Source organism: Spirillospora sp. NBC_01491, from assembly GCF_036227065.1.
GTDB classification, from domain to species: domain Bacteria; phylum Actinomycetota; class Actinomycetes; order Streptosporangiales; family Streptosporangiaceae; genus Spirillospora; species Spirillospora xylanilytica.
The window spans coordinates 5,601,944-5,623,472 of the sequence record NZ_CP109432.1 but is presented as its reverse complement, the minus strand read 5'-3'; the positions used below and the strand labels follow the sequence as shown (position 1 = coordinate 5,623,472).

The 21,529-nt window shown below is 71.5% G+C and carries 22 protein-coding genes; 10 read left to right on the top strand and 12 right to left on the bottom strand.

Going from position 1 to position 21,529, the window contains the following annotated elements; genetic code table 11:
- Window positions 1–12: 12 nt before the first annotated feature.
- Genes OHA34_RS26225 through OHA34_RS26215 form a run of 3 tightly spaced genes read right to left on the bottom strand, consistent with a single transcriptional unit; the run spans window position 13 to window position 2,864 of the window.
- Window positions 13–1,047, bottom strand: a complete 1,035-nt coding sequence (locus OHA34_RS26225; protein WP_285938942.1) for a substrate-binding domain-containing protein — start codon at window positions 1,045–1,047, stop codon at window positions 13–15.
- A gap of 33 nt (window positions 1,048–1,080) precedes the next feature.
- Entirely contained in the window at window positions 1,081–2,097 is a 1,017-nt protein-coding gene (locus tag OHA34_RS26220; protein ID WP_285938943.1) for an ABC transporter permease, read from the bottom strand.
- Window positions 2,094–2,864, bottom strand: a complete 771-nt coding sequence (locus OHA34_RS26215; protein WP_329519211.1) for an ATP-binding cassette domain-containing protein — start codon at window positions 2,862–2,864, stop codon at window positions 2,094–2,096. Before OHA34_RS26215 ends, OHA34_RS26220 begins: the two co-directional genes overlap by 4 nt.
- Before the next feature lie 186 nt (window positions 2,865–3,050).
- On the opposite strand from OHA34_RS26215, the gene OHA34_RS26210 reads away from it, so the two are divergent.
- The 5 genes from OHA34_RS26210 to OHA34_RS26190 all read left to right on the top strand — a co-directional run bounded on the left by OHA34_RS26210 (window position 3,051) and on the right by OHA34_RS26190 (window position 7,827).
- On the top strand, window positions 3,051–3,806 hold the full coding sequence (locus OHA34_RS26210; RefSeq protein WP_329519210.1) for an SDR family NAD(P)-dependent oxidoreductase: 756 nt from the start codon (window positions 3,051–3,053) through the stop codon (window positions 3,804–3,806).
- A 50-nt stretch (window positions 3,807–3,856) separates the two neighbouring features.
- Entirely contained in the window at window positions 3,857–4,624 is a 768-nt protein-coding gene (locus tag OHA34_RS26205) for a FadR/GntR family transcriptional regulator (RefSeq protein ID WP_285938946.1), read from the top strand.
- A 450-nt stretch (window positions 4,625–5,074) separates the two neighbouring features.
- Complete coding sequence (locus OHA34_RS26200; protein WP_329519209.1) at window positions 5,075–5,917, top strand: peptidoglycan-binding domain-containing protein; 843 nt, start codon at window positions 5,075–5,077, stop codon at window positions 5,915–5,917.
- A 41-nt stretch (window positions 5,918–5,958) separates the two neighbouring features.
- Window positions 5,959–6,846 (top strand): peptidase inhibitor family I36 protein, encoded by an 888-nt coding sequence (locus OHA34_RS26195; protein WP_329519208.1) that lies wholly within the window; start codon window positions 5,959–5,961, stop codon window positions 6,844–6,846.
- A gap of 33 nt (window positions 6,847–6,879) precedes the next feature.
- Entirely contained in the window at window positions 6,880–7,827 is a 948-nt protein-coding gene (locus tag OHA34_RS26190; protein ID WP_285938949.1) for a SpoIID/LytB domain-containing protein, read from the top strand.
- Between the two features lie 53 nt (window positions 7,828–7,880).
- On the opposite strand, the gene OHA34_RS26185 is transcribed toward OHA34_RS26190, so the two are convergent.
- From OHA34_RS26185 to OHA34_RS26155, 7 genes are all read right to left on the bottom strand, one after another.
- Complete coding sequence (locus OHA34_RS26185; protein WP_329522455.1) at window positions 7,881–8,927, bottom strand: NBR1-Ig-like domain-containing protein; 1,047 nt, start codon at window positions 8,925–8,927, stop codon at window positions 7,881–7,883.
- A 303-nt stretch (window positions 8,928–9,230) separates the two neighbouring features.
- Window positions 9,231–10,370 (bottom strand): CU044_5270 family protein, encoded by a 1,140-nt coding sequence (locus OHA34_RS26180; RefSeq protein ID WP_329519207.1) that lies wholly within the window; start codon window positions 10,368–10,370, stop codon window positions 9,231–9,233.
- Window positions 10,363–10,920, bottom strand: coding sequence for an RNA polymerase sigma factor (locus tag OHA34_RS26175; RefSeq protein WP_285938953.1), 558 nt, complete (start codon window positions 10,918–10,920; stop codon window positions 10,363–10,365). The genes OHA34_RS26180 and OHA34_RS26175 overlap by 8 nt, the downstream gene beginning before the upstream one ends.
- Before the next feature lie 105 nt (window positions 10,921–11,025).
- The gene (locus tag OHA34_RS26170) at window positions 11,026–11,289 is read right to left on the bottom strand and encodes a hypothetical protein (RefSeq protein ID WP_329519206.1); all 264 of its coding nucleotides are present in this window, start codon (window positions 11,287–11,289) and stop codon (window positions 11,026–11,028) included.
- A 138-nt stretch (window positions 11,290–11,427) separates the two neighbouring features.
- Window positions 11,428–12,318: a hypothetical protein gene (locus OHA34_RS26165; RefSeq protein WP_329519205.1), complete on the bottom strand. Its 891-nt coding sequence runs from the start codon at window positions 12,316–12,318 to the stop codon at window positions 11,428–11,430.
- Window positions 12,216–13,154: a S8 family serine peptidase gene (locus OHA34_RS26160; protein WP_329522454.1), complete on the bottom strand. Its 939-nt coding sequence runs from the start codon at window positions 13,152–13,154 to the stop codon at window positions 12,216–12,218. The genes OHA34_RS26165 and OHA34_RS26160 overlap by 103 nt, the downstream gene beginning before the upstream one ends.
- Window positions 13,154–13,303, bottom strand: a complete 150-nt coding sequence (locus OHA34_RS26155; protein WP_329519204.1) for a hypothetical protein — start codon at window positions 13,301–13,303, stop codon at window positions 13,154–13,156. Before OHA34_RS26155 ends, OHA34_RS26160 begins: the two co-directional genes overlap by 1 nt.
- 576 nt (window positions 13,304–13,879) lie before the next feature.
- On the opposite strand from OHA34_RS26155, the gene OHA34_RS26150 reads away from it, so the two are divergent.
- From OHA34_RS26150 to OHA34_RS26135, 4 genes are all read left to right on the top strand, one after another.
- On the top strand, window positions 13,880–14,485 hold the full coding sequence (locus OHA34_RS26150) for a hypothetical protein (RefSeq protein ID WP_285938956.1): 606 nt from the start codon (window positions 13,880–13,882) through the stop codon (window positions 14,483–14,485).
- 285 nt (window positions 14,486–14,770) lie between these two features.
- The gene (locus OHA34_RS26145; RefSeq protein WP_329519203.1) at window positions 14,771–15,943 is read left to right on the top strand and encodes a Cmx/CmrA family chloramphenicol efflux MFS transporter; all 1,173 of its coding nucleotides are present in this window, start codon (window positions 14,771–14,773) and stop codon (window positions 15,941–15,943) included.
- Between the two features lie 63 nt (window positions 15,944–16,006).
- Window positions 16,007–17,161: a sensor histidine kinase gene (locus OHA34_RS26140; protein WP_285938958.1), complete on the top strand. Its 1,155-nt coding sequence runs from the start codon at window positions 16,007–16,009 to the stop codon at window positions 17,159–17,161.
- Window positions 17,158–17,817, top strand: a complete 660-nt coding sequence (locus OHA34_RS26135) for a response regulator transcription factor (protein WP_329522453.1) — start codon at window positions 17,158–17,160, stop codon at window positions 17,815–17,817. Before OHA34_RS26140 ends, OHA34_RS26135 begins: the two co-directional genes overlap by 4 nt.
- On the opposite strand, the gene OHA34_RS26130 is transcribed toward OHA34_RS26135, so the two are convergent.
- Window positions 17,810–19,300, bottom strand: coding sequence for an MFS transporter (locus OHA34_RS26130; RefSeq protein ID WP_329519202.1), 1,491 nt, complete (start codon window positions 19,298–19,300; stop codon window positions 17,810–17,812). The genes OHA34_RS26135 and OHA34_RS26130 overlap by 8 nt on opposite strands.
- Window positions 19,301–19,325: 25 nt before the next feature.
- On the opposite strand from OHA34_RS26130, the gene OHA34_RS26125 reads away from it, so the two are divergent.
- A complete protein-coding gene (locus OHA34_RS26125) occupies window positions 19,326–19,775 on the top strand; it encodes a MerR family transcriptional regulator (RefSeq protein ID WP_285938960.1) in 450 nt (149 codons plus the stop codon).
- 46 nt (window positions 19,776–19,821) lie between these two features.
- Here the strand turns inward: OHA34_RS26125 and OHA34_RS26120 are convergent, their stop codons facing one another.
- Window positions 19,822–21,522 carry an ABC transporter ATP-binding protein gene (locus tag OHA34_RS26120; RefSeq protein WP_285938961.1) on the bottom strand — a complete coding sequence of 567 codons (1,701 nt, stop codon included), beginning with the start codon at window positions 21,520–21,522 and terminating at the stop codon, window positions 19,822–19,824.
- Window positions 21,523–21,529 lie beyond the last annotated feature (7 nt).

Here is a 21,529-nt window from a genome sequence, read left to right as displayed (position 1 = left end):
GGGCGGGCCGGCTCAGGAGAACCGGGCCTCCCGCTTGGCGACGGCGGCGATGTTGGAGGCGTTGACGACCTCGGCGCCGGTGTCGTAGTAGCGGGCCGGGTAGCCGGGGTCGAACTCCTCGGCCAGCAGGGCGGCGGCGATCCAGCCCTGCGCGTAGGGGTTCTGGCCGAGCGAGAAGTCGATGGCCCCGTCCTTGACGGCGTCCAGGACCGGCTGGACCAGGTCGAACCCGCCGACGCCGAACTTGCCGGTGAGGTTCTTGCCCTTGGCCCAGGTGGCGACGAACTGGTGGTCGAACGCGGCCATCGCCCAGCCGACGATCCCGCCCTTGCGCGAGGTGTACTTGGCGTCGATGGAGGAGACGGCCTTGGACTCGTCGGTGCTGGTGACCAGGACCTCGGTGGTGTAGGAGGTCCCGTTCTCCTTGTTGGAGGCCTCGATCCCCTGCTTGATGCCCTGGACGCGCTGCTCGAGGGCGCTGCTGCCGGGTGCGAAGTTGCCGCACACGATCACGCCGGACGAGCGGCCGGTGCGCTTCTTGGCGTACTCGGCGATCTGCCGCCCGCACACCTGGCCCGCCGAGACGAAGTCCTGGCCGACGAAGCCGATGCCGAACTTCTGGTAGTCGTCGCCGGCGGTGTTGGACAGGATCACCTTGGTCCCACCGGCCAGCGCGTTGCGGATGTTCCCGTCGAACGAGCTGTTGTCGATCCGGGTGAAGATGACGCCGTCCGGCTTGGCGTTGAGGGCGCTCGCCTGAAGTTCGACGGTCTTCTGCACGTCCTGCGCCGGCGGGCCGATGAACTGGGTCTTCCAGCCCATCAGCGCGCCGAAGTCCTCGAATCCGCGCTGGACGGGCGCGAAGAACGGGTTCTTGTCGTGCACGACGAAGATGACCTTCTTGCCCTTCTGCGGGCCGTCGCCCTTGCGGTAGTGCGAGCCGCCGCCACCGCTCTCCTTCTCGCTGGCGCATCCGGCCAGCAGCCCGGCGCCGGCGATCGATCCTCCGCCGATCAGCAGGCCGCGGCGGGACAGGGGGTTCGTCATGACGGTGTCCTTCGGGTGGGGTGGGAAGGGAGATCAGTGCCGGCGGTGCGGTGAGCGCCGGGCGACGAGCTGGTTGAGCATGACGGCCGCCAGGATCAGCGCCCCGGTGGCGACCTGCTGCCAGTTGCCGTCCACGCCGAACAGCACCAGCGCGTTGGTGATCACACCCGTGATCACGGCGCCGAGCAGGGTGCCCAGCAGGCTGCCGGTGCCGCCGGCCAGGCCGGCGCCGCCGACGACGACGGCGGCGATGACGCCGAGCTCGAAGCCGTTTCCGGTGAGCGGGTTGGCACTGCCGAGCCAGCCGACCAGGATGACCGAGGCCACGCCGGTCAGCGCGCCGGTGAGCGCGAAGCAGGAGATCTTCACCCGGTCGGCCGGGATGCCGGCCCCGGCGGCGGCCGACCGGTTGCCGCCGACGCTGTAGACGTCGAATCCGAACTTGGTCTTGGTCAGCACGTACGCGCCGATCGCCACGATCGCGACGAGCCACAGCACCTGCGCGGCCAGGTGCGGCAGCGGGGTGCCGGAGACCAGGCCGATGAAGGCGGAGTCGCGCGAGCCGCGGACCGGGACGCCGTTGGCCAGCAGCAGCGCCGCGCCGCGCAGCACCGACAGCGCCGCGAGCGTCACCACGAACGAGGGAATCTTGAACTTCGTGGTGATCAGGCCGTTCACCAGGCCGACGGCGGCGCCGGTGAGGATGGCCAGCGGGGCCGCCGTCCCGATGGGGACGCCGACCTTGGTCACCAGCCAGGCGAGCTCGACGGCCAGGAAGCCGTGCAGCGAGCCGACCGACAGGTCGATCTCCCCGGCGATGACCAGGAACGTCATGCCGGTCGCGACGATGCCCAGGATGGCGATCTGCTGGGCGATCGACAGCAGGTTGTCGGTGGCCAGGAAGCCGTCCGCGCCGATCGCGCAGACCACGAAGATCACGATGGTGGCCGCAAAGACGCCGAACTCGCGGGCGCCGAGCAGCCGGCGCAGCGGGGTGCCGGCGGAGTCGTCGACCCGGTAGGCCGCGGCGATCTCCTGCTGGAGGGTCATGGTGTTTCTCCCTGGGAGTCCTGGGGGCCGTCGAGCGCGAACGCGGCGGTGTCGCCGAGGATCAGGCCGACGACCTCCGCGGCGGTCGTCTCGGCGACCCGCCGCACGCCCGACACCATTCCGCCGCGCATCACCACGACGCGGTCGGCGACCGCCAGCACGTGGTCGACGTTGTGCGAGACCACGACCACGGCCTTGTCCTGCTTCTTGAGATCCTTGATCAGCGAGAGCACGTTGTCCTGCTGCTGCGGGCCGAGCGCCGCCGTGGGCTCGTCCAGCAGGACCAGGCGCCCGCCCCGGTGGACGGCGCGGGCGATGGCGATGCACTGCCGCTGGCCACCCGACAGGCCGGCGACCGGCATCCGCACCGAGGGGATGCGGATGCGCAACTGGTCCAGCACCTGCCGCGCCTCGGCGCGCATGCGCCGCCCGTCGACCACGCCGAACCGGCGCGGTTCCTGCCCGAGGAAGACGTTGGCCGCGACGGTGCGTTCGTCGACCAGGCCCAGATCCTGGTAGACGACCGCGATGCCGTGGTCGGCGGCGGCGCGGGGACCGGTGAACGCGCACGGTTCGCCGTCCATCCGCAGCTCGCCCTCGTCGGGGCGGTAGGCGCCGGCGATCACCTTCATGAGCGTCGATTTGCCGGCGCCGTTGTCGCCCATCAGCCCGACGACCTCGCCGGGCTCGATGCTGAAGTCGACGCCCCGCAGGGCGTCCACACCTCCGAAGCGCTTGCGCACTCCGACCGCTTCGAACAGAGGCATCCGCCCTCCAAACCCACTCTAGATCATTACGGCCTGACCGGTCTGACCAGTCCGGCCAGCCAAGCGTTATGGAGACGAAAGCGCACGTCAAGACCCCTTTCATCTCGAATAAGTAACGACGCCTCCGGCTCGGACGGCGTTATATGGTTGACCGGTCTTACCGGTCAACCAAGCGAGGTGGTTCCCTTGTCCGAACTAGCCGGGCGCACCGCGGCGATCACTGGCGGAGCGGGCGACATCGGCGCCGCCATCGCCGCGGAACTGACCCGCAGGGGCGCCCGCGTGACGCTGCTGGACGTCAAGGACCCCGCGGAGGCCGCCGGCTGGATCGAGACGGCATCGGCGCACGGCCCGGTCGACTACGTGCGGGTCGACGTCCGCGACCACGCCGAGGTCGCCGCCGCTCTTGCGGCCATCGGCACGCCCGACATCGCGATCGCGGGCGCCGGGATCGTCGAATCCAGCCCGTTCCTCGACATCACCGCCGACCAGTGGCGGCGCCACCTGGACATCAACCTCACCGGCTGCTTCAACTTCGCCCAGGCGGTCGCCCGGGGGATGGTGGCGGACGGAAAGCGCGGGCGGATCGTCCTGGTCGGCTCCTGGGTCGGTGAGGTCCCCTGGCTGGAGATCGCGGCTTACAGCGCCTCGAAGGCGGGGGTCGCGATGCTGGCCCGGTCCATGGCCAAGGAACTCGCGCCCCACGGGGTCCTGGTGAACGTCGTCGCCCCCGGGATCGTGGCGGCCGGGCTCGCCAAATGGCAACTGGAGAACGAGCCGGCCTACGCGGAGCGGGCGGGCGAGGCCATTCCGCTCGGATACCCGCAGACGGCCGAGCAAGTGGCCCGGGTGACGGCCTTCCTGTGCTCGGCCGACGCCGACTACGTCACCGGCACTACCCTGCTTGCGGACGGCGGCTGCTCCCTGTTCAACCAGAGATGACAGTCCATAATCGGGCTGAATCGACCAGAGAGCGAAGGCGGTGCGACCACGTGGCCGAGGCTGCGGACCAGAGGACACCCGGAGGCCGCGGGGCATCCAAGCAGAGCGTCGCCGAGCGGCTGGAGCTCGAACTGCTGTCCGGCCACCCCGACCCGGGGTCCCAACTGGAGTCCGAGCGCGTCCTGGCCGGACGGTTCGGGGTGAGCCGGCCGATGATCCGCGAAGTGCTCCGCGGGCTCCAGGAGCGCGGGCTCATCGAGATCCACCCGGGCCGTGGCGCGTTCGTCCGCGACGTGCGGGTGACCGACGCGGTCCGCCCCCTCGACACCCTCTACCGCCAGCACAGGCCCACTCCTCGCGACCTGATCCAGGCCAGGGTGACGCTCGAGCGCGAAACCGCCTCGCTGGCGGCCCTCAACGCGACCGAGGCGGACATCGAGGCGCTCCAGGAGTGCCTCGACCGGTTCGACCGCGCCAAGGACCTGCTGGCGAAGGCCAGGGCCGACATCGCCTTCCACGCGGCCGTGGCCCGGGCCTCCCGCAACCCGGTCATCGAGCTGATGTTCGGCTCCATCACCACGCTCACCTTCGAACTCATGCTCCGCAGCCTCGGCGACCCCCTGGTCTCCCGCGAGGGTGTCCCCTACCACCAGCAGATCCTCGACGCGATCCGCGCGGCCGACCCGGAGACCTCGCGCGCAGCGATGATCGGCCACCTCAACGTCGCACTGGAGAACTACGGGGACGACCTCGACGAGAGCCTGGACCTCGTCACCCAGCGCCGCATCGAGCAACTGCTCGACCTTCCCGCCGAATGAGCCCCGCGTAGGGCCCGCGACCCGGACCATCGGCCTGACCGAGCCGCCCCGCGCCCTTGGCGGCGCGGGGCGGGCCGACGATGACCTCGACGAGTTCCGCCGACGGTTCACCCTGTAGGAAGACTCCCCCCGTGTCCTGACCGCACACGGCCCTGCGGTGGCCGGGGCGGGATCAGTGGTCCAGACCGGCGAGGTCGATGGCGGCCGGCCCTTCGCGGCCACCGCCTCCTGAGGACGCTCGGAAGTCTTCGCACACCGAGCCCCGTTCCGACCTGCCTGAGCACCACTCCGCCCGTCACCGCGTCACGTGTCAGATCGCGCGTACGCCTGTACGGGAGTGCACGGCGAACAGGCTGACAACAACGATCTTCTTGTGAACGCGTGCGCACATCCGTGACCGTGAACTCGTCGCGGGCTCCGCTCCCCCAGCGCCCGCACTCAGGAGACTCGATGAAAGTACCCTCATGCGCCGCCGCACTCGTCGCGGCCACCCTGCTCGCCTCCCTGACCGGATCGGCCGCGGCGCAGGCGGCGGGCGGCGACGCCAAGGCCCTGCCGAACGTGAACATGGAAGCCACCGTCAAGGCGGCCCAGATCGACCCGCGGCGGGCTGACGACACGCTGACTCCGGGCGCCAAGGCCAGCGTGCTCCTGGTCGAGCAGGCGCTGCGCGACCGGAAGCTGCTCGACGCGCAGTGGGTGGACGGCTACTTCGGCACCACGACGGTCACTGCCTTCGCCAAGTACCAGAAGTCGCTCGGCTACACCGGTCTGGACGCCAGTGGCCTGCCGGGCAAGACGTCGCTCACCAAGCTCGGAGCCGACCGCTACACCGTCACCCACGTCATCCAGCCGGGTGACCGGGTGGCCAGCGGCGACGTCGTCATCAACACCCGCACGCGGAGCATGCTGGCCGAGGCGAAGCGGCTGCTCGTCCGCGACCTCGTGCTGGAGCAGGGGTCGTACAACCCCGGCGGCGACCCCACGTCCGCGGGCACCCACGACGGCGGCGGCGTCGTCGACATCTCGGTCGAGGGGTTGGACGCCGCCACCCGCACCGCGGTCGCCCGCGCGCTGCGCGTCGTCGGCTTCGCGGCCTGGGTGCGCAATCCCGATCAGGACGACTGGCCGTGGCACATCCACGCCGTCGCCATCAACGACACCGACCTGTCCAGCAGCGCCCAGCACCAGACCGGTGACTACTACCTCGGTCTGAACGGGCTCGCCGGCCGCGGCCCGGACGACGGCCCGAAGGTGACCATCCGCACGTGGGAGGAGTACCAGCTCCGCTGACTGATCCGGACCCAGGCTCCGCACCTCAGAAGGAGAACAGCATGAGTAGGCTCACAAGGATCCTCACCGCGACGACCGCCGCGCTCGCACTCAGCGGGGGGGCGGCCGCCCTCACCTCGCCCGCCTCGGCGGCGAGCCGTGACGGCGTGTGCGACGACGGCGAGTTCTGCTACTACTACAACAGCGGCAACGCGGGATCGATCTCGGACTTCACCGGCTCGGTCTCCGACTACGGCACCACTCAGCCGTCCTGTTACGACTTCAAGGGTGCGGGCGCCGGCAAGGGCCTGTGCATCAAGAACCAGGCCGCCTCAGTCTGGAACCGCAGCACCAAGACCGTCCGGGTCTACTTCAACAGCAACTACGGCGGCACCTACCAGGACTTCGCGGCAGGCGCCAAGGGCAACCTGAACTCCAGCCTGAAGAACCAGAACGCCTCGCACGAGTTCAACCCGTCGTCGCGCACGAACATGTCGTACGGGCTGTACGCGCTGAGCGGCGGCAGCATCACCTGCGGCTTCGACGGCTACACCACCACCCCCGGACGGCACGAGGGCATCGACATCGCCCGCGGCATCGGCTCCGACGTCCACGCGCTGGTGGCCGGCCAGGTCATCTACATCGCGCGCGGGGCCAACGGCAGCGGGGGCCTCTCCACGATCTCCGTCTACAACTCCTCGCTGAACAAGACGGTGATCTACCTGCACTCCGCTCCGCGGGCCGCCCTGGCCGTGGGCCAGCAGATCAGCCGCGGCCAGGTCATCGCCGACGAGGCGTGGCACGGGGTGTCGTCCAGCGCGTCCGCGCACACCCACGTCGAGATGCGCCTCGGGAAGCAGACGCACGCGGCCAAGAGCGTCAGCGACCCGACGCTGGACAACCCGAACCCGACCTCGTTCTGGAACTCCCAGGGCTACAACGTCCGCTAACACGCCGCGGCCTCCACGGAAGAGGAGACAACTGTGTCGAAACGGACTGCGCGCCTGATCCCGCGGCTCGCCGCGGCGACCGCCGCGCTCACGCTCGGCGGGACCGCCTTCATCCCGGCATCGCCCGCCTCGGCTGCGAGCCGTGACGGTGTCTGCGACAACGGCGAGTTCTGCTACTACTTCAACAGCGGCAACGCGGGATCGATCTCGGACTTCACCGGCTCGGTCTCCGACTACGGCACCACCCAGCCGTCCTGCTACGACTACAAGGGCACGGGCGCCGGCAAGGGCGAGTGCGTCAAGAACCAGGCCGCCTCGGTCTGGAACCGCAGCACCAAGACCGTCCGCGTCTACTTCAACAGCAACTACGGCGGCACCTACCAGGACTTCAAGGCAGGCGCCAAGGGCAACCTGAACTCCAGCCTGAAGAACCAGAACGCCTCGCACCAGTTCCTGAGTTCGACACCGCCGCCGACCGGGTGCAAGACCGACGGCACCGACAGCACGCTGCCCACCTCGATCCTGGTGTACCGGGTGTCCCTCAACCGCGTGGAGCGGGTGACGTTCGAGACCTACGTCAAGAACGTCCTGCCCAACGAGTGGGTGACGAGCTGGCCGGCGGAGTCGCTCAAGTCCGGGGCGATGGCCGTCAAGAGCTACGGCTGGTACTGGGCGCTGCACTCGACGCGCAAGACCTCGGGCGGCGCGTGCTTCGACGTCTACGACAACACCTCGAGCCAGGTCTACAAGCCCGGCTCCGCGACGGCGTCGACGAACGCCGCGGTGGACGCGACGTGGGGGACCCGGATGACCCGCAGCGGGAAGATCCTTCAGGCCCAGTACTGCGCGACGACCACGGCGTGCGGCGGATGGGTCACCGGCGACTGGATGTCGCAGTACGGCTCTCGCGACAAGGCCAACGCGGGGTCGAGCTACTCCACCATCCTCAAGTCCTACTACAGCGGGATCGCTCTCTCCTGAGCCCCGCGGATCATCGGGCTCTGGTTCCCCGCCGTGCACTCCGCGGCGGGGAATCAGGGTCCTTCGACGATGACCTGGAAGTTGACCGGCCGGTTACCGGGGAACGCGACCTTTCCGGCCGCGTCCACCATCTTGAACCGCACGTAGCACAAACCCGGCTTCCTCGGCGTGGTGATGTCGGTCCGGATGTCGACCGTCTTGCCGGGTGACGTGTCGTTGATCGGAACGTGCGGGATGGTCTGGCATTGGTCGGCCTGCTGTGGGGAGTCGAGGCGCCACAGCGAATATCCCTCCCACGGCACCGTCCCGGCGTTCTTGAGCCGCCATATCTTGGTCACGGTCCTGCCGGCGTGGACGCGGGCGCAGTCGGGCAGCGTGACGTCCGCGATGAACACGGCCGCATCGCCCTCGCGTGTCGGCGGGGCCGCCGCCGGGTTGGACGCGTGCACCGGGCAGTCGGCCGGGGTGAGCGCGGCCTCCGAGGGGCTGCCGGACGGTTCCGGACCGTTCCCTTCCTGCCCGGAGCCGCGGTAGACGGCGACCACGACCACCGTCCCCATACCGACGGCCGCCGCTGCGAGCGCGATCGCAGCCGGGCGGGTCAACCATAATCGCCCTCGACCTCCCGGCCCGGGGAGGCCCGGCTGGGTGACATCCGCGATCGCGGCGGGCGGTGCCGGCGGCATGGGCGCGGATACCGATGCCTCGCCCACGGGCCAAGGCACCGGTGACTCGATGGCGATGTGCACGGCAGGACGTTCCACGGAACCCGTGGTGGTGGCCGCGAGCCCACTCGGCGGACGGTCCACGGCGGTGCCCGGAACGGTCTCGGCAGCCCCGGCGATCGCCGACCTGACCACCCGGTTCGCCTCGTCCCAGCGTTCGCGGTACGCGGCCGGGTCCGCTCCGCACGCCTTGACGAACTCGACCGTGGTCCCCCAACTCGGGAGCCTGTGCCCCTTCGCGGCTTCATGCAACGTCGTGTGCGAGATCGCCCCGGACCTGCCGGACATCTCCCGGAAAGGTGGATTGCCTACCGACTTGCGCAGTTCACGAAGAATCGACGCGAAGTCCGCAATCACCGCCGTCTGTGCACGCATGTCGTCCACCGGCTGAAGCTAACAGCGCCGATGGCCTTCGCTCAAGGCTCGAATTGGTATCGGCGGGCGAAGCCGGGCGCGCCGGATACGACCGGGCAAGATCTAGATCATCTATACCCGGATCCGTCGCCTCGAGTGGCGTCCAGGATGCCGGTCGGCAAGGCGCGCTACGTGATCGACCAGTCACCCTTTTCCGCCCTCGGGCGACCTCGAGCGAATGGTCGTAGGCGCCTCGTCGCCTTCGGTCGCGGATGGGCGGACGAAGACGACGAGGCGCTCGGGCGGCCGTACGCCGGTCGAGGGTCAGTCGAACGGAAGGCCGGCCGGGGGCTGGGGCTTGGCGTCGGTCCATCCCGCCTTGAGGGTGGCCGCGTAGTAGGTGACGAAGCCCGGCTTCATCTCCGCGTACGGTCCACCCGGCTTGGTCAGCTCATCCTGGCTGGACAGCACCGCGCCGGTGCGCTCATCGAAGATGACCACGCTGCGGTAGCGGTAGGTGCCCAGTTCGGCCTTCGGCACGCCGTACTCGTCGGCGTTCGTCACGGCGCGGTCGTCGGAGGCCAGCGCGACGCCCGCACGGCCCAGCGGGTCGGTGGCGCGGCCGATCTCATGGATGCCCGGCTGCGCCGCCAGCGCCCGCATCAGGCCCGCCCGGACCTTCGGCTGGACCGGGGCGTTCCTCAGGAACCCCCCCACCGCTGCGAGCTTGCCATCGATGGTGACTCTCCGCTGGACCTTCTCCGCCCAGATCCTCTGCACCGGATCTTTGGACTTCAGCCTCGGGTGGGTCAGGAACATCTCGGTGAGCTTGGCCTGGTCGGTGGGCAGCCGCTGGATGTCCTCGACCGACCTGCCGTCCAGGAACCTCGTATTCTCGGGGGCTATGCCGCCCGTCTGCCAACTCGTCGCCTTGGTGGTGAAGGTGGTGTAGTGGTCGTTCGACCAGACGCGGAAGCTCGACGGCGACCCGGCCCTGCGCCACTGTGCCGCGTCCCGCTCGGTCAGCGGACGGGTCGGCAGGTCGCGGCTGGAGACCTGCCCGCCCGCCCCGGGCCGCACGTCCGACCAGCTGAACATCTCGCCGAGCGCGCCGGTGACCGCGTAGGTCCCGGTCTTCGGACGCATGATGTAGGACTGGCCCGCGACTTCGCGGGAGTACCAGTACCTGCCCATCGGCTGCTGTTCCGCCTTCGCCGCCGCCGCGAGAACCGTCCCCGTGCCGTTCAGGTTCACCGGACCTGGCACGGGCGTGTTCCCCCCGACGAGGGTGACCGCCGCGGTCGCCGCCGCGCCCACCGCGACCAGGCCGCCCAGCCCCCACCCCAGCCGCGGCCGGGACCGGCGCGGCGGCTCGGCCAGCAGCGCCTTCAGCCGGCCGACCTCCCCTGCGGGGGCCGCGGCGGGCTCCGGGTAGTACTCCCGGACCATCTGCACCTCATCCATGCTGTTCCTCCAAAGTGAGCATCGGATTCGTCCCGCCCAGCGCTTTGCGCAGCCTGGTCCGGGCCCGGTTCAGCCGGGAGCCGACCGTGCCGTAGGAAATCCCCAGCGCCGTCGCGACCTCCTGGTGGCTGAGGTCGGCCAGGGCCACGAGCAGCAGCACGTCGCGCTGCCCGCGCGGCAGCGCCGCGATCGCCGCGCCGAGCTCGCCGCGCAGGCCCTCGGCGCTGACCCGCGCGTCGACCCGTTCGGTGTGCTCCTCGGCGTCGCGGTCCGGGCTGAGGCGCGCGTACATCCGCAGGGCGCGCGACTCGGACCGGTGATGCCTGCCGACCACCTTGGTCGCGATGCCGTACAGCCAGGTGCGCACGGACCCGCGCTCCGGGTTGTAGCGGCGACGTTGCCGGAACGCCTCCAGGAAGGTCTGCGCCGCGACGTCCGCGGCGGCGTCCGGTCCGAGCCGCTTGGCCCCGTACCGGCGGATCTCGGCGAAATAGAGGTCGGCGACCCCCTCGAAGTCGTCGGCCGGACGGGGTGAGGGCTCCCCTGTCATGTGGTGCCTTTCCCTATCGCGGATGGCGGTCGCATAGGTATCAACCGCAGGCGGCTTCCGCTTTCCCGAAAGGGGCGGCCACGTCGTGACGCCGGCCGGGGGCGTTCAGTACGCACGGTGGATCGTCTGGTCGAGGCCGCTGCCGCCCTTGTCCTGCGCGCTGACGCGGAGCGTCACCTTCTGGCCCGCGCCCGGCTTCGGCAACGTGGCCGAGAACCGGCCGCCGCCCTGCGGTGCGACCGCGACGGGCTGGAACGTCGTGCCGTCGTCCAGCGAGGTCCACGCCTTCAGCCCGGTGACCTCCGCGGGCGCGGTCCCGCCGACGCGCGCCACCGTGAACGTGGCGGGCGCGCCCGTCGGGCGGTTCATCAGGTCCAGCCCAGGTCGTACTGCGCCTGGAGCATCGGCAGATTCGCGACACCGCGGCCCGCGTCGGCGCCGGACGAGCGGAACGTCCACGTGCTGGAGGTCCGGTTCGCGGCCGGCAGCAGCCTGGAGAGGTCGGCGTCATAGGTCAGGCGGTAGGTCGCCGGCTTCTCCCCGACCTTGAACTCGGCGAGGTTCGAGAGCTTCTCGCCGATGCCCCCGGGTGCGGGTGGCGGGCTCGTGGGGAAGGACGCTGAGGGAATCGGCCCCGGCCGCGATGAAGCCCGGGTGCTGCGGCTGCACACCCCAGCTCTTGGTGACCCGGCTGCCGGGCTTGTAGACGACGAGCGGCTCCACCTCCGCCCACGGCGTCTCGCCCTCCCCGGACTCCACCGTCGGGCCGGGGAGCACCGACTCCGCCCAGCGCCTGCCCTCGCCCGTGCTGACGTAGTCGGTGCGGGTCGAACCCGGCTTCACCTCGGAGGAGTCGTCGTTGGCCAGGAATCCTTCGGGGAAGACGCCGTAGCGCGTCGCCACCGGGGCCTTGCCCGTGTCCCCGTTGAACGCGGCGAACCGCTGGTCGATGCGGGCCAGCCGCTGCTGCACCGCGGGCGTCACGGTGAAGGCCGGGTCGGCGGGCAGCCCCTGGGCGCCGAGCGGCTCCATCAGATCCCACACGGTGTCTGGCGCGCTGAGCCGGACGGTCAGGTAGGTCTGGAGCAAGCCCGTCGACACCGGTTCGCTGGGCTGGAGGTAGACCTTGCTGTCCGGGGCGTACGCCCACACCACCCGGACCCAGGAGGCGTGGTCGTCGCCCTGCGCGACCACGGCCCGCACCGATCCGGCCGTGGTCGCGCGGCCCTGCACCGACGCGACGGCCTGCTTGGCCTTCGTCCCGTCGATCGTGACGGTGACGTCCCGGTCCACCTTCACGTCGGGGTCGCCGCCGAGCGCCATCCGGTTGCCGGCGGCCTCCTGATCGCCGTCCTGGACGGTGCCGAGCACGGAGTACCGGCCCTCGGGCACCCGCATCCGAGCGGCGTGTCCGGCCCTTCGAGCCGGACCCACTCGTCCATCGGGGCGGTGTCGTCCAGGCTCGTGACGGTCGCGGCCCCGGCGAAGACCCGGGTGTCCGGCAGCGCCTTCCCGACGATCGTCAGCGTGCGGCTCGGGGGCTCGACCTCGAAGGTGACCGGCGTCCGCACCGTGGTGCCCCCGCTCGTGGCGGTGACGTGGGCGATGTAGAGGCCGGGATGCGCCGCGAGCTTGGCGGCGTCGAGCGTGAGCACCGTCCTGGCCGCGCCGTTCGCCGGGACGGCCAGCCGCGCCTCGGCGAGGCTCGCGGCACCGGGGTACTCCTTGCCGGCGCGGTCGGTGACCCGAACCGACTGGTCGGCGGTCAGCGCCGGGCCGGCGGAGGCGAAGCCGACCCTGGTCGTCAGCGCCGGACGGCCCGGGTACGCCGAGGTGCCCGCGTGCGGGACGGCGTCGGTGGCGACCAGCGGGGCGGACGCGGCGGCGGCTACGTCGAGCCGTCCGGCGCCCTGCCGGTAGACGTCCCCGCCGAGCGGGTGCGACGCGCCGACCAGGGCCGCCTTCAGCTGCGCCCCCGTCCAGTCCGGGTGCTTCTGGAGCAGCAGCGCGGCGGCGCCCGCGACGTGCGAGGCCGCCATCGACGTCCCCGACATGAGCGTGTAGCGGTCGTCGACCGGGCGGCCCCCGATGGTCCGGGCCGCGCGGGCGGCGACGATGTCCACGCCCGGCGCGGTGATCTCCGGCTTGGCCGCGGGCCGGCCGCGCCGGGGCCCTGCGCTGGAGAACGGCGCGACCTTGTCGGCGCCGTCCGGCACGTCGCCGGTCAGCAACATCACCGTCCAGTGCTGCCCGCGGGCAGGGCGGCAGGCCCGCCCCCGGCCGGCGCGGCCCGCGCGACCTGCACCGCCTCCCAGGGGACGGCCGCGCCGCCCGCCGCCAGGACGGCGGCGAGCAGGAGGCCGCCAGTGGTTCTTCTCCTCATGACGCTCCTTGGTCGGAGGTGATCGATATGAAGTGATCACCCACAACCCCCGCGCCCTTTCCGTCCTGGGACGGATTCTCTGTGCGCGATGTCCTACGGGCCGTCCGTCGGCCGTTCCGGAACGGGCGTCACCTTCATGCTACGACCGGGCCAGACCTAGATCATCTGTACACAGGGCCATCGCCTCGAGTGGCGTCCAGGAGGCCGGTCCGCAAGGCGCGTTACGTGATCGGCGAGTCACCCTTTCCACCTCGGGGTGATTCCGTCGCGACGGAGGATTCACGGCTTTCGAGTCGGGCCTTCACGCGTCCGCCCGGCCCGTGCGGCCTGGTGCGGGAGCGGTTGACCTGCGTGTGTGACTCAGGCTGGTTCTTCCCTTACCTGGCGTGACGACAATGGGGTTTCGGTCGCCCGGAAAGGCGGCGCCGATCGGATCGGGAGGAGTGTGCGAATGGTCGTGCGTGCCTCGTCGCCTGTGGCCGACAGGGGGGCGGTGCCGTCGGTCGGGTCGCCGCCCGGGTTCGGGTTGACGCTCTATAGTGCTGGGCGTATTCCAGTGGGAGGGGAGCCGCGTCCGTGGATTCGGTGATCGTCAGGGTGGTCGGCGGGCCCTTCATGGGCGTCGAGGGGGAGATGATGCCCGGCCCAGCGGAGGGAATGGTCACCGTTCACACCACGACCAGCCCCTACACGTGGCGGAAGGCCGAGGTCCGCACCGACGCCGTGGAACCGGTGGCAGTGGAAGGTCTGTCACCACGATGCTGGATCGCCTGGGAACACCACGATGCGGGCGAGGCCGAGAAGACGATGTTCTGGGTCGAACGGGTGCACTTCCCCGAGGACGACCTCGCCGCCGAATGGGACGCCTACCTGGCGCACGTGATCGCGGTCGACGCCGCGACGGAGCGGAGCACGGCGGAGGCGCTGGCGCGCTTCGACCGGGAACTGGCCCTGCTGGAGGAGGCCGAAGTGGCCGCCCGGGCGGAGGCCGACATGGCGTACTGGTGGCCCATGTCAGCGAAACTCGAACGCATCGTGCCCTTGCAGGAGCGGGCGGTGCCGGACGACATGACCGATGAGGAGCGCCTGGAACTGGCGATCGCCGGCCTGGTCCGGCGGCACCCCTCCATCTGGGACCTCGCGGAAGAACGCCGGGACGCGGCTCGACCGTCCGGGAACTGACAGGTGGACGGGCCCGCGACGGCGCTGCTACATTTCCGCTCGTGTCCAGCCCAGAGGCGTCAAGAAGGTAGCCACCGGCACCACCGGTGGCGTCTTCGCAGCCGCGTGAGCACCCGCGTCCTGAGTGAGTCATTCCTCTGACCGGGCCCCATCCGCGGCCGATTCGCCATCGTCTGACATCTCTCGCCTGGACCTCCTTCAGGTACCGCCGCCTCCGGCCGCAGCACGCGGCCGGGGCGCGCTGAATCCGATCCCACCTCTTTCGATGAGTCGTGGAGCTTGTTCGTGCCTTTCGCCATCTATGTTCTCGGGCTCGCGGTATTCGCCCAGGGAACTTCGGAATTCATGCTGTCCGGCCTCCTGCCGGACATCGCCGCCGACCTCGGCGTGTCCATCCCCACCGCGGGCTCACTGACCTCGGCGTTCGCCGTCGGGATGGTCATCGGCGCACCGCTGGTCGCGCTGTTGAGCCGGCGTTGGCCCAGGCGTGCGACGCTGCTGGTCTTCCTCGTCGTCTTCCTGCTGGTGCACGTGCTGGGTGCGGTCACCGGCAGCTTCCCGGTGCTGCTGGCCACCCGGGTGGTCGCCGCGCTCGCCAATGCTGGCTTCCTCGCCGTCGCCCTGACGGCGGCGACGGCGATGGTCGACGCGAACTCCAAGGGCCGCGCCACCTCGGTGCTGCTCGGCGGCGTGACCATCGCCCTCGTCGCCGGCGTGCCGCTCGGCGCGCTGATCGGCGGGCAGTGGGGCTGGCGCTCGGCGTTCTGGGCGGTGGCCGTCATCTCCGTCCCGCCGGCCCTGGCGATCCTGCGGGCCGTGCCCGCCGATGCCGCAGACCCGGGCGCACCCGGCGCGCGCCTTGAGCTGCGCGCGCTGGGCAGGCCCCGGCCGGCCGTGACGCTGCTGCTCGGCACCCTGGTCAACGGTGCGACGTTCTGCACGCTCACCTACCTCGCCTCGGTGGTCACGGGCGTGACCGCGCTCGGCGAGAGCTGGGTCCCCGCCGCGCTGGTGGTGTTCGGCGTCGGCGCGTTCGCCGGCGTCGCCGTGGGCGGGCGCCTCGCCGACGGCAGGCCCCTGCATCTGCTGGGGATCGGCATGTCCGCGCTGCCGGTGGGCTGGGTGCTGTTCGCGATGACCGCGGGCAGCCCGATCGCGGCGTTCGCGCTCGTCCTCATCCAGGGCGCGCTCTCGTTCGCGGTCGGTTCCACCCTGGTCTCCCAGGTCCTCTACTCGGCGGCGGACGCACCGACGCTCGCGGGCGGGTTCTCGACCGCCGCGCTCAACATCGGCGCGATGGCCGGCCCCACCCTCGGCGGTCTCGCCATCGGCTCCGGATTCGGCTTCCGCTCGCCGATGCTGGTGAGCGCGGCCCTGGCGGCGGCGGCCCTGCTCCTCGGCGGCATGGCGCTGGCCCGCGGCGGCGCCGTCCGCCGGGCCGACCGGTCCACGGCCTGACCGCCACGCGGGTGTCCGGCCGATCGCGCCGTCCGGACCCGCCGCGACCGTTACGCTCCCCCAGTGATCACACTTCGGCGGATTCCGGACGTGTGGCGGCGGTGTGACGTCGTGGTCCGGGACCTTCCGTTCGCGCTGCTGCTCATCGTGCTGTCGTTCCTGCCGGTGCTGGACGGCCAGGAGACACAGGTCGGCGACCTGCCGGCCCGCCCCTTCGACGCGCTGGCCGCCGTGGTGCTCGCTCTGGAGACCCTCCCGCTCGCCGTCCGCAGGCGGTGGCCCGCCGTCTCTCTCGCCCTGGTGTCGCTCGGCTTCCTCCTCGCCGAGCTCGGCAGCTACCACATGGTCGCGGGCACCGCACTGGCCTTCGCGCTGGTGAGCGCGGGCGCCCATCTGGAACGTCATCGGCGCACCGCCGGGGCCGTCCTGTCCCTGGTGTACGCGGCGCTGGCGGTCGTGCTCGACGGGCTCGGCTCGACCGAGGGACCGGAGGGCTTCCTGGTGTTCTACGTGGAGGTGGTCGCCGCATGGTGCATCGGGGCCTGGTTGCGCTCCACCCGGATCGCCGAGGCCGAACGCCGCCGCCGCGTCGCCGAGTCCACCCGCACCACCGAACGCACCCGCATCGCCCGCGAACTCCACGACGTCGTGACCCATCACGTGACGGCGATGGTCGTGCAGACCGAGGCGGCCCGGTACCTGACCGCCGCACCCGATCGCCTCGAGGAGACCCTGAGCGCCGTCAGCGACACCGGCCGGCGGGCCATCGGCGATCTGCGGCATCTGCTCGACCTGCTCAACCCCGACCACGGCACCGACGCCGTCGTACCGTCGGTCGGCGAACTCCGCACGCTCGTCGAGCAGACGCGCAAGGCCGGCCAGCCGGTCGAGTTCACCCAGGAGGGCGAGCCGGCGGAGTCGGCCGGCAGCGCAGAGTTCGTGGCCTACCGGGTGGTCCAGGAGGCCCTGACGAATGCCCTCAAGTACGCCCACGGCAGTCGCACCGTGGCCCAAGTGCACTACAACGACAGGGAGATCACCGTGCAGGTCGGCACCGACGGCTCCGGCTCCGCGTCCGGGTCCCCGGGCGGCAGCGGACGGGGCCTGACCGGGCTCCGCGACCGGGTCGACGCGCTGGGCGGCGAGTTCAGCGCCGACCGGCGGCCGGGCGGCGGCTTCGTCGTCCGGGCCCGCATCCCCGCGGGGAGCCCGTCATAGGCGCCCCGATCCGGGTCCTGGTCTGCGACGACCAGGCACTGATCCGCACCGGATTCGCCACCATCATCGACGCCCAGCCCGACCTGGAGGTCGCGGGCGAATGCGGGGACGGGCGCGCCGCGGTCGACCTCGCCGCCCAGGTGAACCCCGACATGGTGGTGATGGACGTCCGGATGCCGGTGCTCGACGGCATCGAGGCGACCCGCCTGCTGGCCGGTTCCGGGGTGGCCCACCCCGTCAAGGTCCTCGTGGTCACGACGTTCAACCTGGACGAGTACGTGTACGAGGCACTGCGCGCGGGGGCGAGCGGGTTCCTGCTCAAGGACGCCCCGCCGGCGCAGCTCCTGCACGGCATCCGCACCGTCGCGACCGGCGCCGCCCTGCTGGCACCCGAGGTGACCCGGCAGCTCGTCGGCAGGTACGCGGCACGGATCCGCCCCACCGGCGGCACCCCCGGCGACACCGCGCTGACCCCGCGCGAGCTGGAGGTGCTGCGCCTCATCGCCAACGGCCTGTCCAACCGCGAGATCGCCACCACGCTGGTGATCAGCCAGGAGACCGTCAAGACGTACGTGTCGCGCATCCTCGCCAAGCTCAACCTGCGCGACCGCGTGCAGGCGGTGGTCCACGCCTACCGCAGCGGCCTGGTCACCTGACCCGGCGGGTGCTCGACCGCTCGCCGGCCGGGCCCCGGTCGAGCGCCTCGAACAGTGCCGCCGCCCGCCCGGCGGTGCCCGCGGCCCGGCGGCCGGTGCTGAGCAGCGCCAGGACCAGGATGCCTGCGCCGAGCCCGATGATCAGCCACCACACGCCGCGCTCCGCGCGGGTGAACGCCGTCCCGCCGCGGGCCAGGGCGGATCCCCCGATCGTCCCGGTGATCGCGACGCCCAGGGTGGTGCCGGTCTGCCGGCCGGCGGAGGCGAGCGAGGCGGCGACCCCGGCCATCGAGCGGGGCATTCCGGAGACCGCCGTGTTGGTGATCGGCGGATTGACGGTGCCCAGGAAGACGCCGAAGAGCAGATAGACCGCGAGCACGGCCGGCAGCGGGGTGGCCGGTCCGAGCCAGAACGACGCGCCGCCGCCCAGTGCCAGCGCGGCCCCGGCGACCACCAGCGGCAGCCTGGGACCGCGCGCGCCGACCAGCCGGCCGGTGCGCGGGGAGAGCACCACGGTCAGCATCCCGACCGGGAGCAGGCACAGCCCGGCCGCCAGCGCCGACATGCCGCGCACGTTCTGTAGGTACTGGGTGGTCACGAACAGGAACGCACTGAACCCGCACAAGGCGAACAGCGCCATCAGGATCGCCGCGCTGAACGGCACACTGCGGAAGAGGCGCAGCTCCAGCAGCGGGTCGGCACGGCGCGGTTCGTAGCCGAGGATGCCCAGCGCGCTGAGCACGGCGACGGCCAGCGAGGCGAGGATGGCCGGCGAGGTCCAGCCCAGCGCGCCGGACTCGATGACCGCGTAGACGAGGCCGCCCAGCATGAGGATCATCAGGGTCTGGCCCACCGGGTCGAACCGGCGCGTCCGGGCGGCGCGGGACTCGGGCACCAGCAGCGCGGTGCCCACGAGCGCGGCGGCCACGATCGGCACGTTGATCCAGAAGACGGAGCGCCAGCCCAGGCCGTCGACCAGGGCGCCGCCCACGATCGGGCCCAGCGCCAGCGCCAGGCCGGACATCGAGCCGAAGACGCCGATGGCCCGGGCCCGCTCGGCCGGTTCGGGGAAGGTGTCGACGGTGATCGCCATCGCCACCGGGTTGAGCATCGTGCCGCCGACGGCCTGGAGCGCGCGCGCCGCGATCAGCCAGCCGATGCCCGGCGCCAGGCCGCACAGCAGCGAGCCGAGCCCGAAGGCGGCGAGACCGATCTGGAAGACGCGCCGGCGGCCGATCCGGTCGGCGGTGGACCCGGCCAGCAGCAGGAAGCCGGCCAGCACCAGGGTGTAGGCGTCGACCGTCCACTGGAGTCCGGACACCGAGGCGTGCAGGTCGCGGCGGATCGCGGGCAGCGCGACGTTGACGATGGAGATGTCCATCACCACGACGATCACGCTCGCGCAGCAGATCGCGAGCACCAGGAATCGGTGGCGCCGGGTGAGCTCACCGGCCGTGGTCGTCGGCGGTATCGAAGCGGTCATGAGCACGGACGCTAGAATTTAGAGCGTGCTCGAAGTCAAGCCGCAGCCAGAGCCCGAGCCCGCCCGCCCCGATCTTCAGGCGGGTCTGAGCATCGCCGAGGCCGCCCGCCGCACCGGGGTCAGCGTGCACACCCTGCGCTACTACGAACGCGCCGGCCTGGTCGTCACCACCGTCGACCGCACCGCCGGCGGCTGGCGGCGCTACCGGAAGCTGGACCTGGACTGGATCACCGTGTGCACCAAGCTGCGGGCCACCGGCATGCCCATCAGGACCATTCGCCGCTACGCCGAACTCGTGTCCGCCGGGCCCGGCAACGAGCAGGAACGGCTCGCCGTGATGGAGGCCCACCGCGCCGAGGTGACCGCCAGGCTCGCCGAGGTGCGGGAGAACCTCAAGGTCATCGACCACAAGATCGACGTCTACCGGGACCGGCTCGCCGCAGGCGGGGCCGACCGGTTGTGGGCGCCCGGATGAGCCGGTGCCGGCCCCCGCTCACCGGCCCCCGCTCACCCGCTCCCGCTCACCGGGCCACCGCCAGGCGGTAGCCGTCGTCGGTGCCGAGGAGGTTCCGGTGCGTGTCCTCCGCGGAGATGGCGCCGTCGTCCAGGACGAGGACCCGGTCGGCGGCGTCCAGGAGGGCCGGGCTGCTGGTGATCACGATGGTGGTGCGGCCCCGGCGCAGCTCGGCGATGTTGCGCGCGATGAGCTGTTCGGTGACCGCGTCGACGGCGGTCGTCGGGTCGTGCAGGACGAGGACGGCGGTGTCGGCGGCGAGGGCGCGGGCCAGGGACAGCCGCTGGCGCTGCCCGCCGGAGAGGTTCGCGCCGCGGTCGCGGACGCCGTGGTCGAGTCCTTCGCGGTGAAGGGCGACGACGTCGGTCAGCATGGACGCCCGGACGGCCTCGGGGACCATCCGGGCGGTGCCCGACGGGTCGATGTTCGTGCGCAGGGTGCCCGCGAAGATCTCCCCGTTGGACGGGTTCACCAGCATGTGCTCGCGGATCGCCTCGATCGACAGGTCCGCCGTCGCCCGCCCGCCGATCCGCACCACCCCCTCGTAGGCGCCCGGCGGGACGTCGGCGGCCAGGACCGAGACCAGGTCGGCCGCCGCGCGCGGCTGGTAGGAGGTGATCGCCACGAACTCCCCCGCGGGCACCTCGAACCTCAGCGTGCGCAGGGTCCCGTACCGGACGCGGTCGACCTCGAGGCCGCCGTCCGCGGCCGGGCGCTCCGTCCCCGGGGTCATCACCGGCGGCGCGGCCAGGACGAGCGCCATCCGCTCGGCCGACGCGCGCGCGATCATCACGTACTTCGGCATCTCTGAGAACAGCTTGAGCGGTTCCATGATGAACTGCGCCAGCCCCACGGCCATGACGAGCTCGCCGGTGGTGATCCGGCCCTGGAACGCGAGCCGGCCCGCCATCAGGGTCACGGCGGCGGCGAGGAGCGCGTTGAGGGCCAGTGCGGTGCCCGCGTACGCGCCGTTCGCCTTGGCGACCCTGACCGCCTGGTGCCTCGCCTCCGTGCTGACCTTGCGGTAGGACCGGAACGCGGCGTGGTTGCCGCCGAAGCCGTGCAGCGGGCGCAGGCCCGCGATCAGGTCGGCGACCTTCGCGCCGGCCCGCGCCACCCGGGCCTGCTGCTCGCGGGTGCCGGTGCCGATCCGCCTGGACAGCACGCTCAGGACCGACAGGATCGCGACGGTTCCCACGATCACCAGCAGGCCGAGCCCGACGTTGGCCAGGCCCAGCGCGACCGCCGCGATCAGCACCGCGACCAGCGAGCTGACCAGCAGCGGCACCACCTCGATGATGTCGGCGGTCTGGTCGGCGTCCTCGGTGGCGATGGTCAGCACCTCGCCGGACTTGAGGTCGACGTCCCCGGCCACCGGCTGGAGCCCGCAGGCCGCGACCCGCACCCGCCAGCGGTGCGCCTCGGTCGTGTTGGCCTTCTGTAGGACGCGCATCCCGAACCGCCACGAGAACGACACGGTCGTGATGATCACGGCGAGCGCGGCGATCGACAGGCCGAGCAGGCCGAGGGTCCGGTCCCGCATCGTGTGCTCGACGATCAGGCCGAGCGCGATGGGAAAGGCGGTCTCGCCGGCCTGGTAGAGGCCCATGAGGACGGTGCCGCCGGTCATGGCGCCGAGGTTGCGGCGCAGCGCGATCCGGAGGATCTCCGACCCGGTGCGGGGCCGCCGGCCGTCAGGAGTCGTCATCGGGAGC

What these genes read in the sequence shown, in the direction of transcription:
- OHA34_RS26225 (WP_285938942.1), bottom strand. Translation starts at nt 1,047, where the DNA reads ATGACGAACCCCCTGTCCCGCCGCGGCCTGCTGATCGGCGGAGGATCG.
- OHA34_RS26220 (WP_285938943.1), bottom strand. Translation starts at nt 2,097, where the DNA reads ATGACCCTCCAGCAGGAGATCGCCGCGGCCTACCGGGTCGACGACTCC.
- OHA34_RS26215 (WP_329519211.1), bottom strand. Translation starts at nt 2,864, where the DNA reads ATGCCTCTGTTCGAAGCGGTCGGAGTGCGCAAGCGCTTCGGAGGTGTG.
- OHA34_RS26200 (WP_329519209.1), top strand. Translation starts at nt 5,075, where the DNA reads ATGAAAGTACCCTCATGCGCCGCCGCACTCGTCGCGGCCACCCTGCTC.
- OHA34_RS26195 (WP_329519208.1), top strand. Translation starts at nt 5,959, where the DNA reads ATGAGTAGGCTCACAAGGATCCTCACCGCGACGACCGCCGCGCTCGCA.
- OHA34_RS26185 (WP_329522455.1), bottom strand. Translation starts at nt 8,927, where the DNA reads ATGCGTGCACAGACGGCGGTGATTGCGGACTTCGCGTCGATTCTTCGT.
- OHA34_RS26180 (WP_329519207.1), bottom strand. Translation starts at nt 10,370, where the DNA reads ATGGATGAGGTGCAGATGGTCCGGGAGTACTACCCGGAGCCCGCCGCG.
- OHA34_RS26175 (WP_285938953.1), bottom strand. Translation starts at nt 10,920, where the DNA reads ATGACAGGGGAGCCCTCACCCCGTCCGGCCGACGACTTCGAGGGGGTC.
- OHA34_RS26170 (WP_329519206.1), bottom strand. Translation starts at nt 11,289, where the DNA reads ATGAACCGCCCGACGGGCGCGCCCGCCACGTTCACGGTGGCGCGCGTC.
- OHA34_RS26165 (WP_329519205.1), bottom strand. Translation starts at nt 12,318, where the DNA reads ATGCGGGTGCCCGAGGGCCGGTACTCCGTGCTCGGCACCGTCCAGGAC.
- OHA34_RS26160 (WP_329522454.1), bottom strand. Translation starts at nt 13,154, where the DNA reads ATGTTGCTGACCGGCGACGTGCCGGACGGCGCCGACAAGGTCGCGCCG.
- OHA34_RS26155 (WP_329519204.1), bottom strand. Translation starts at nt 13,303, where the DNA reads ATGAGGAGAAGAACCACTGGCGGCCTCCTGCTCGCCGCCGTCCTGGCG.
- OHA34_RS26130 (WP_329519202.1), bottom strand. Translation starts at nt 19,300, where the DNA reads ATGACCGCTTCGATACCGCCGACGACCACGGCCGGTGAGCTCACCCGG.
- OHA34_RS26120 (WP_285938961.1), bottom strand. Translation starts at nt 21,522, where the DNA reads ATGACGACTCCTGACGGCCGGCGGCCCCGCACCGGGTCGGAGATCCTC.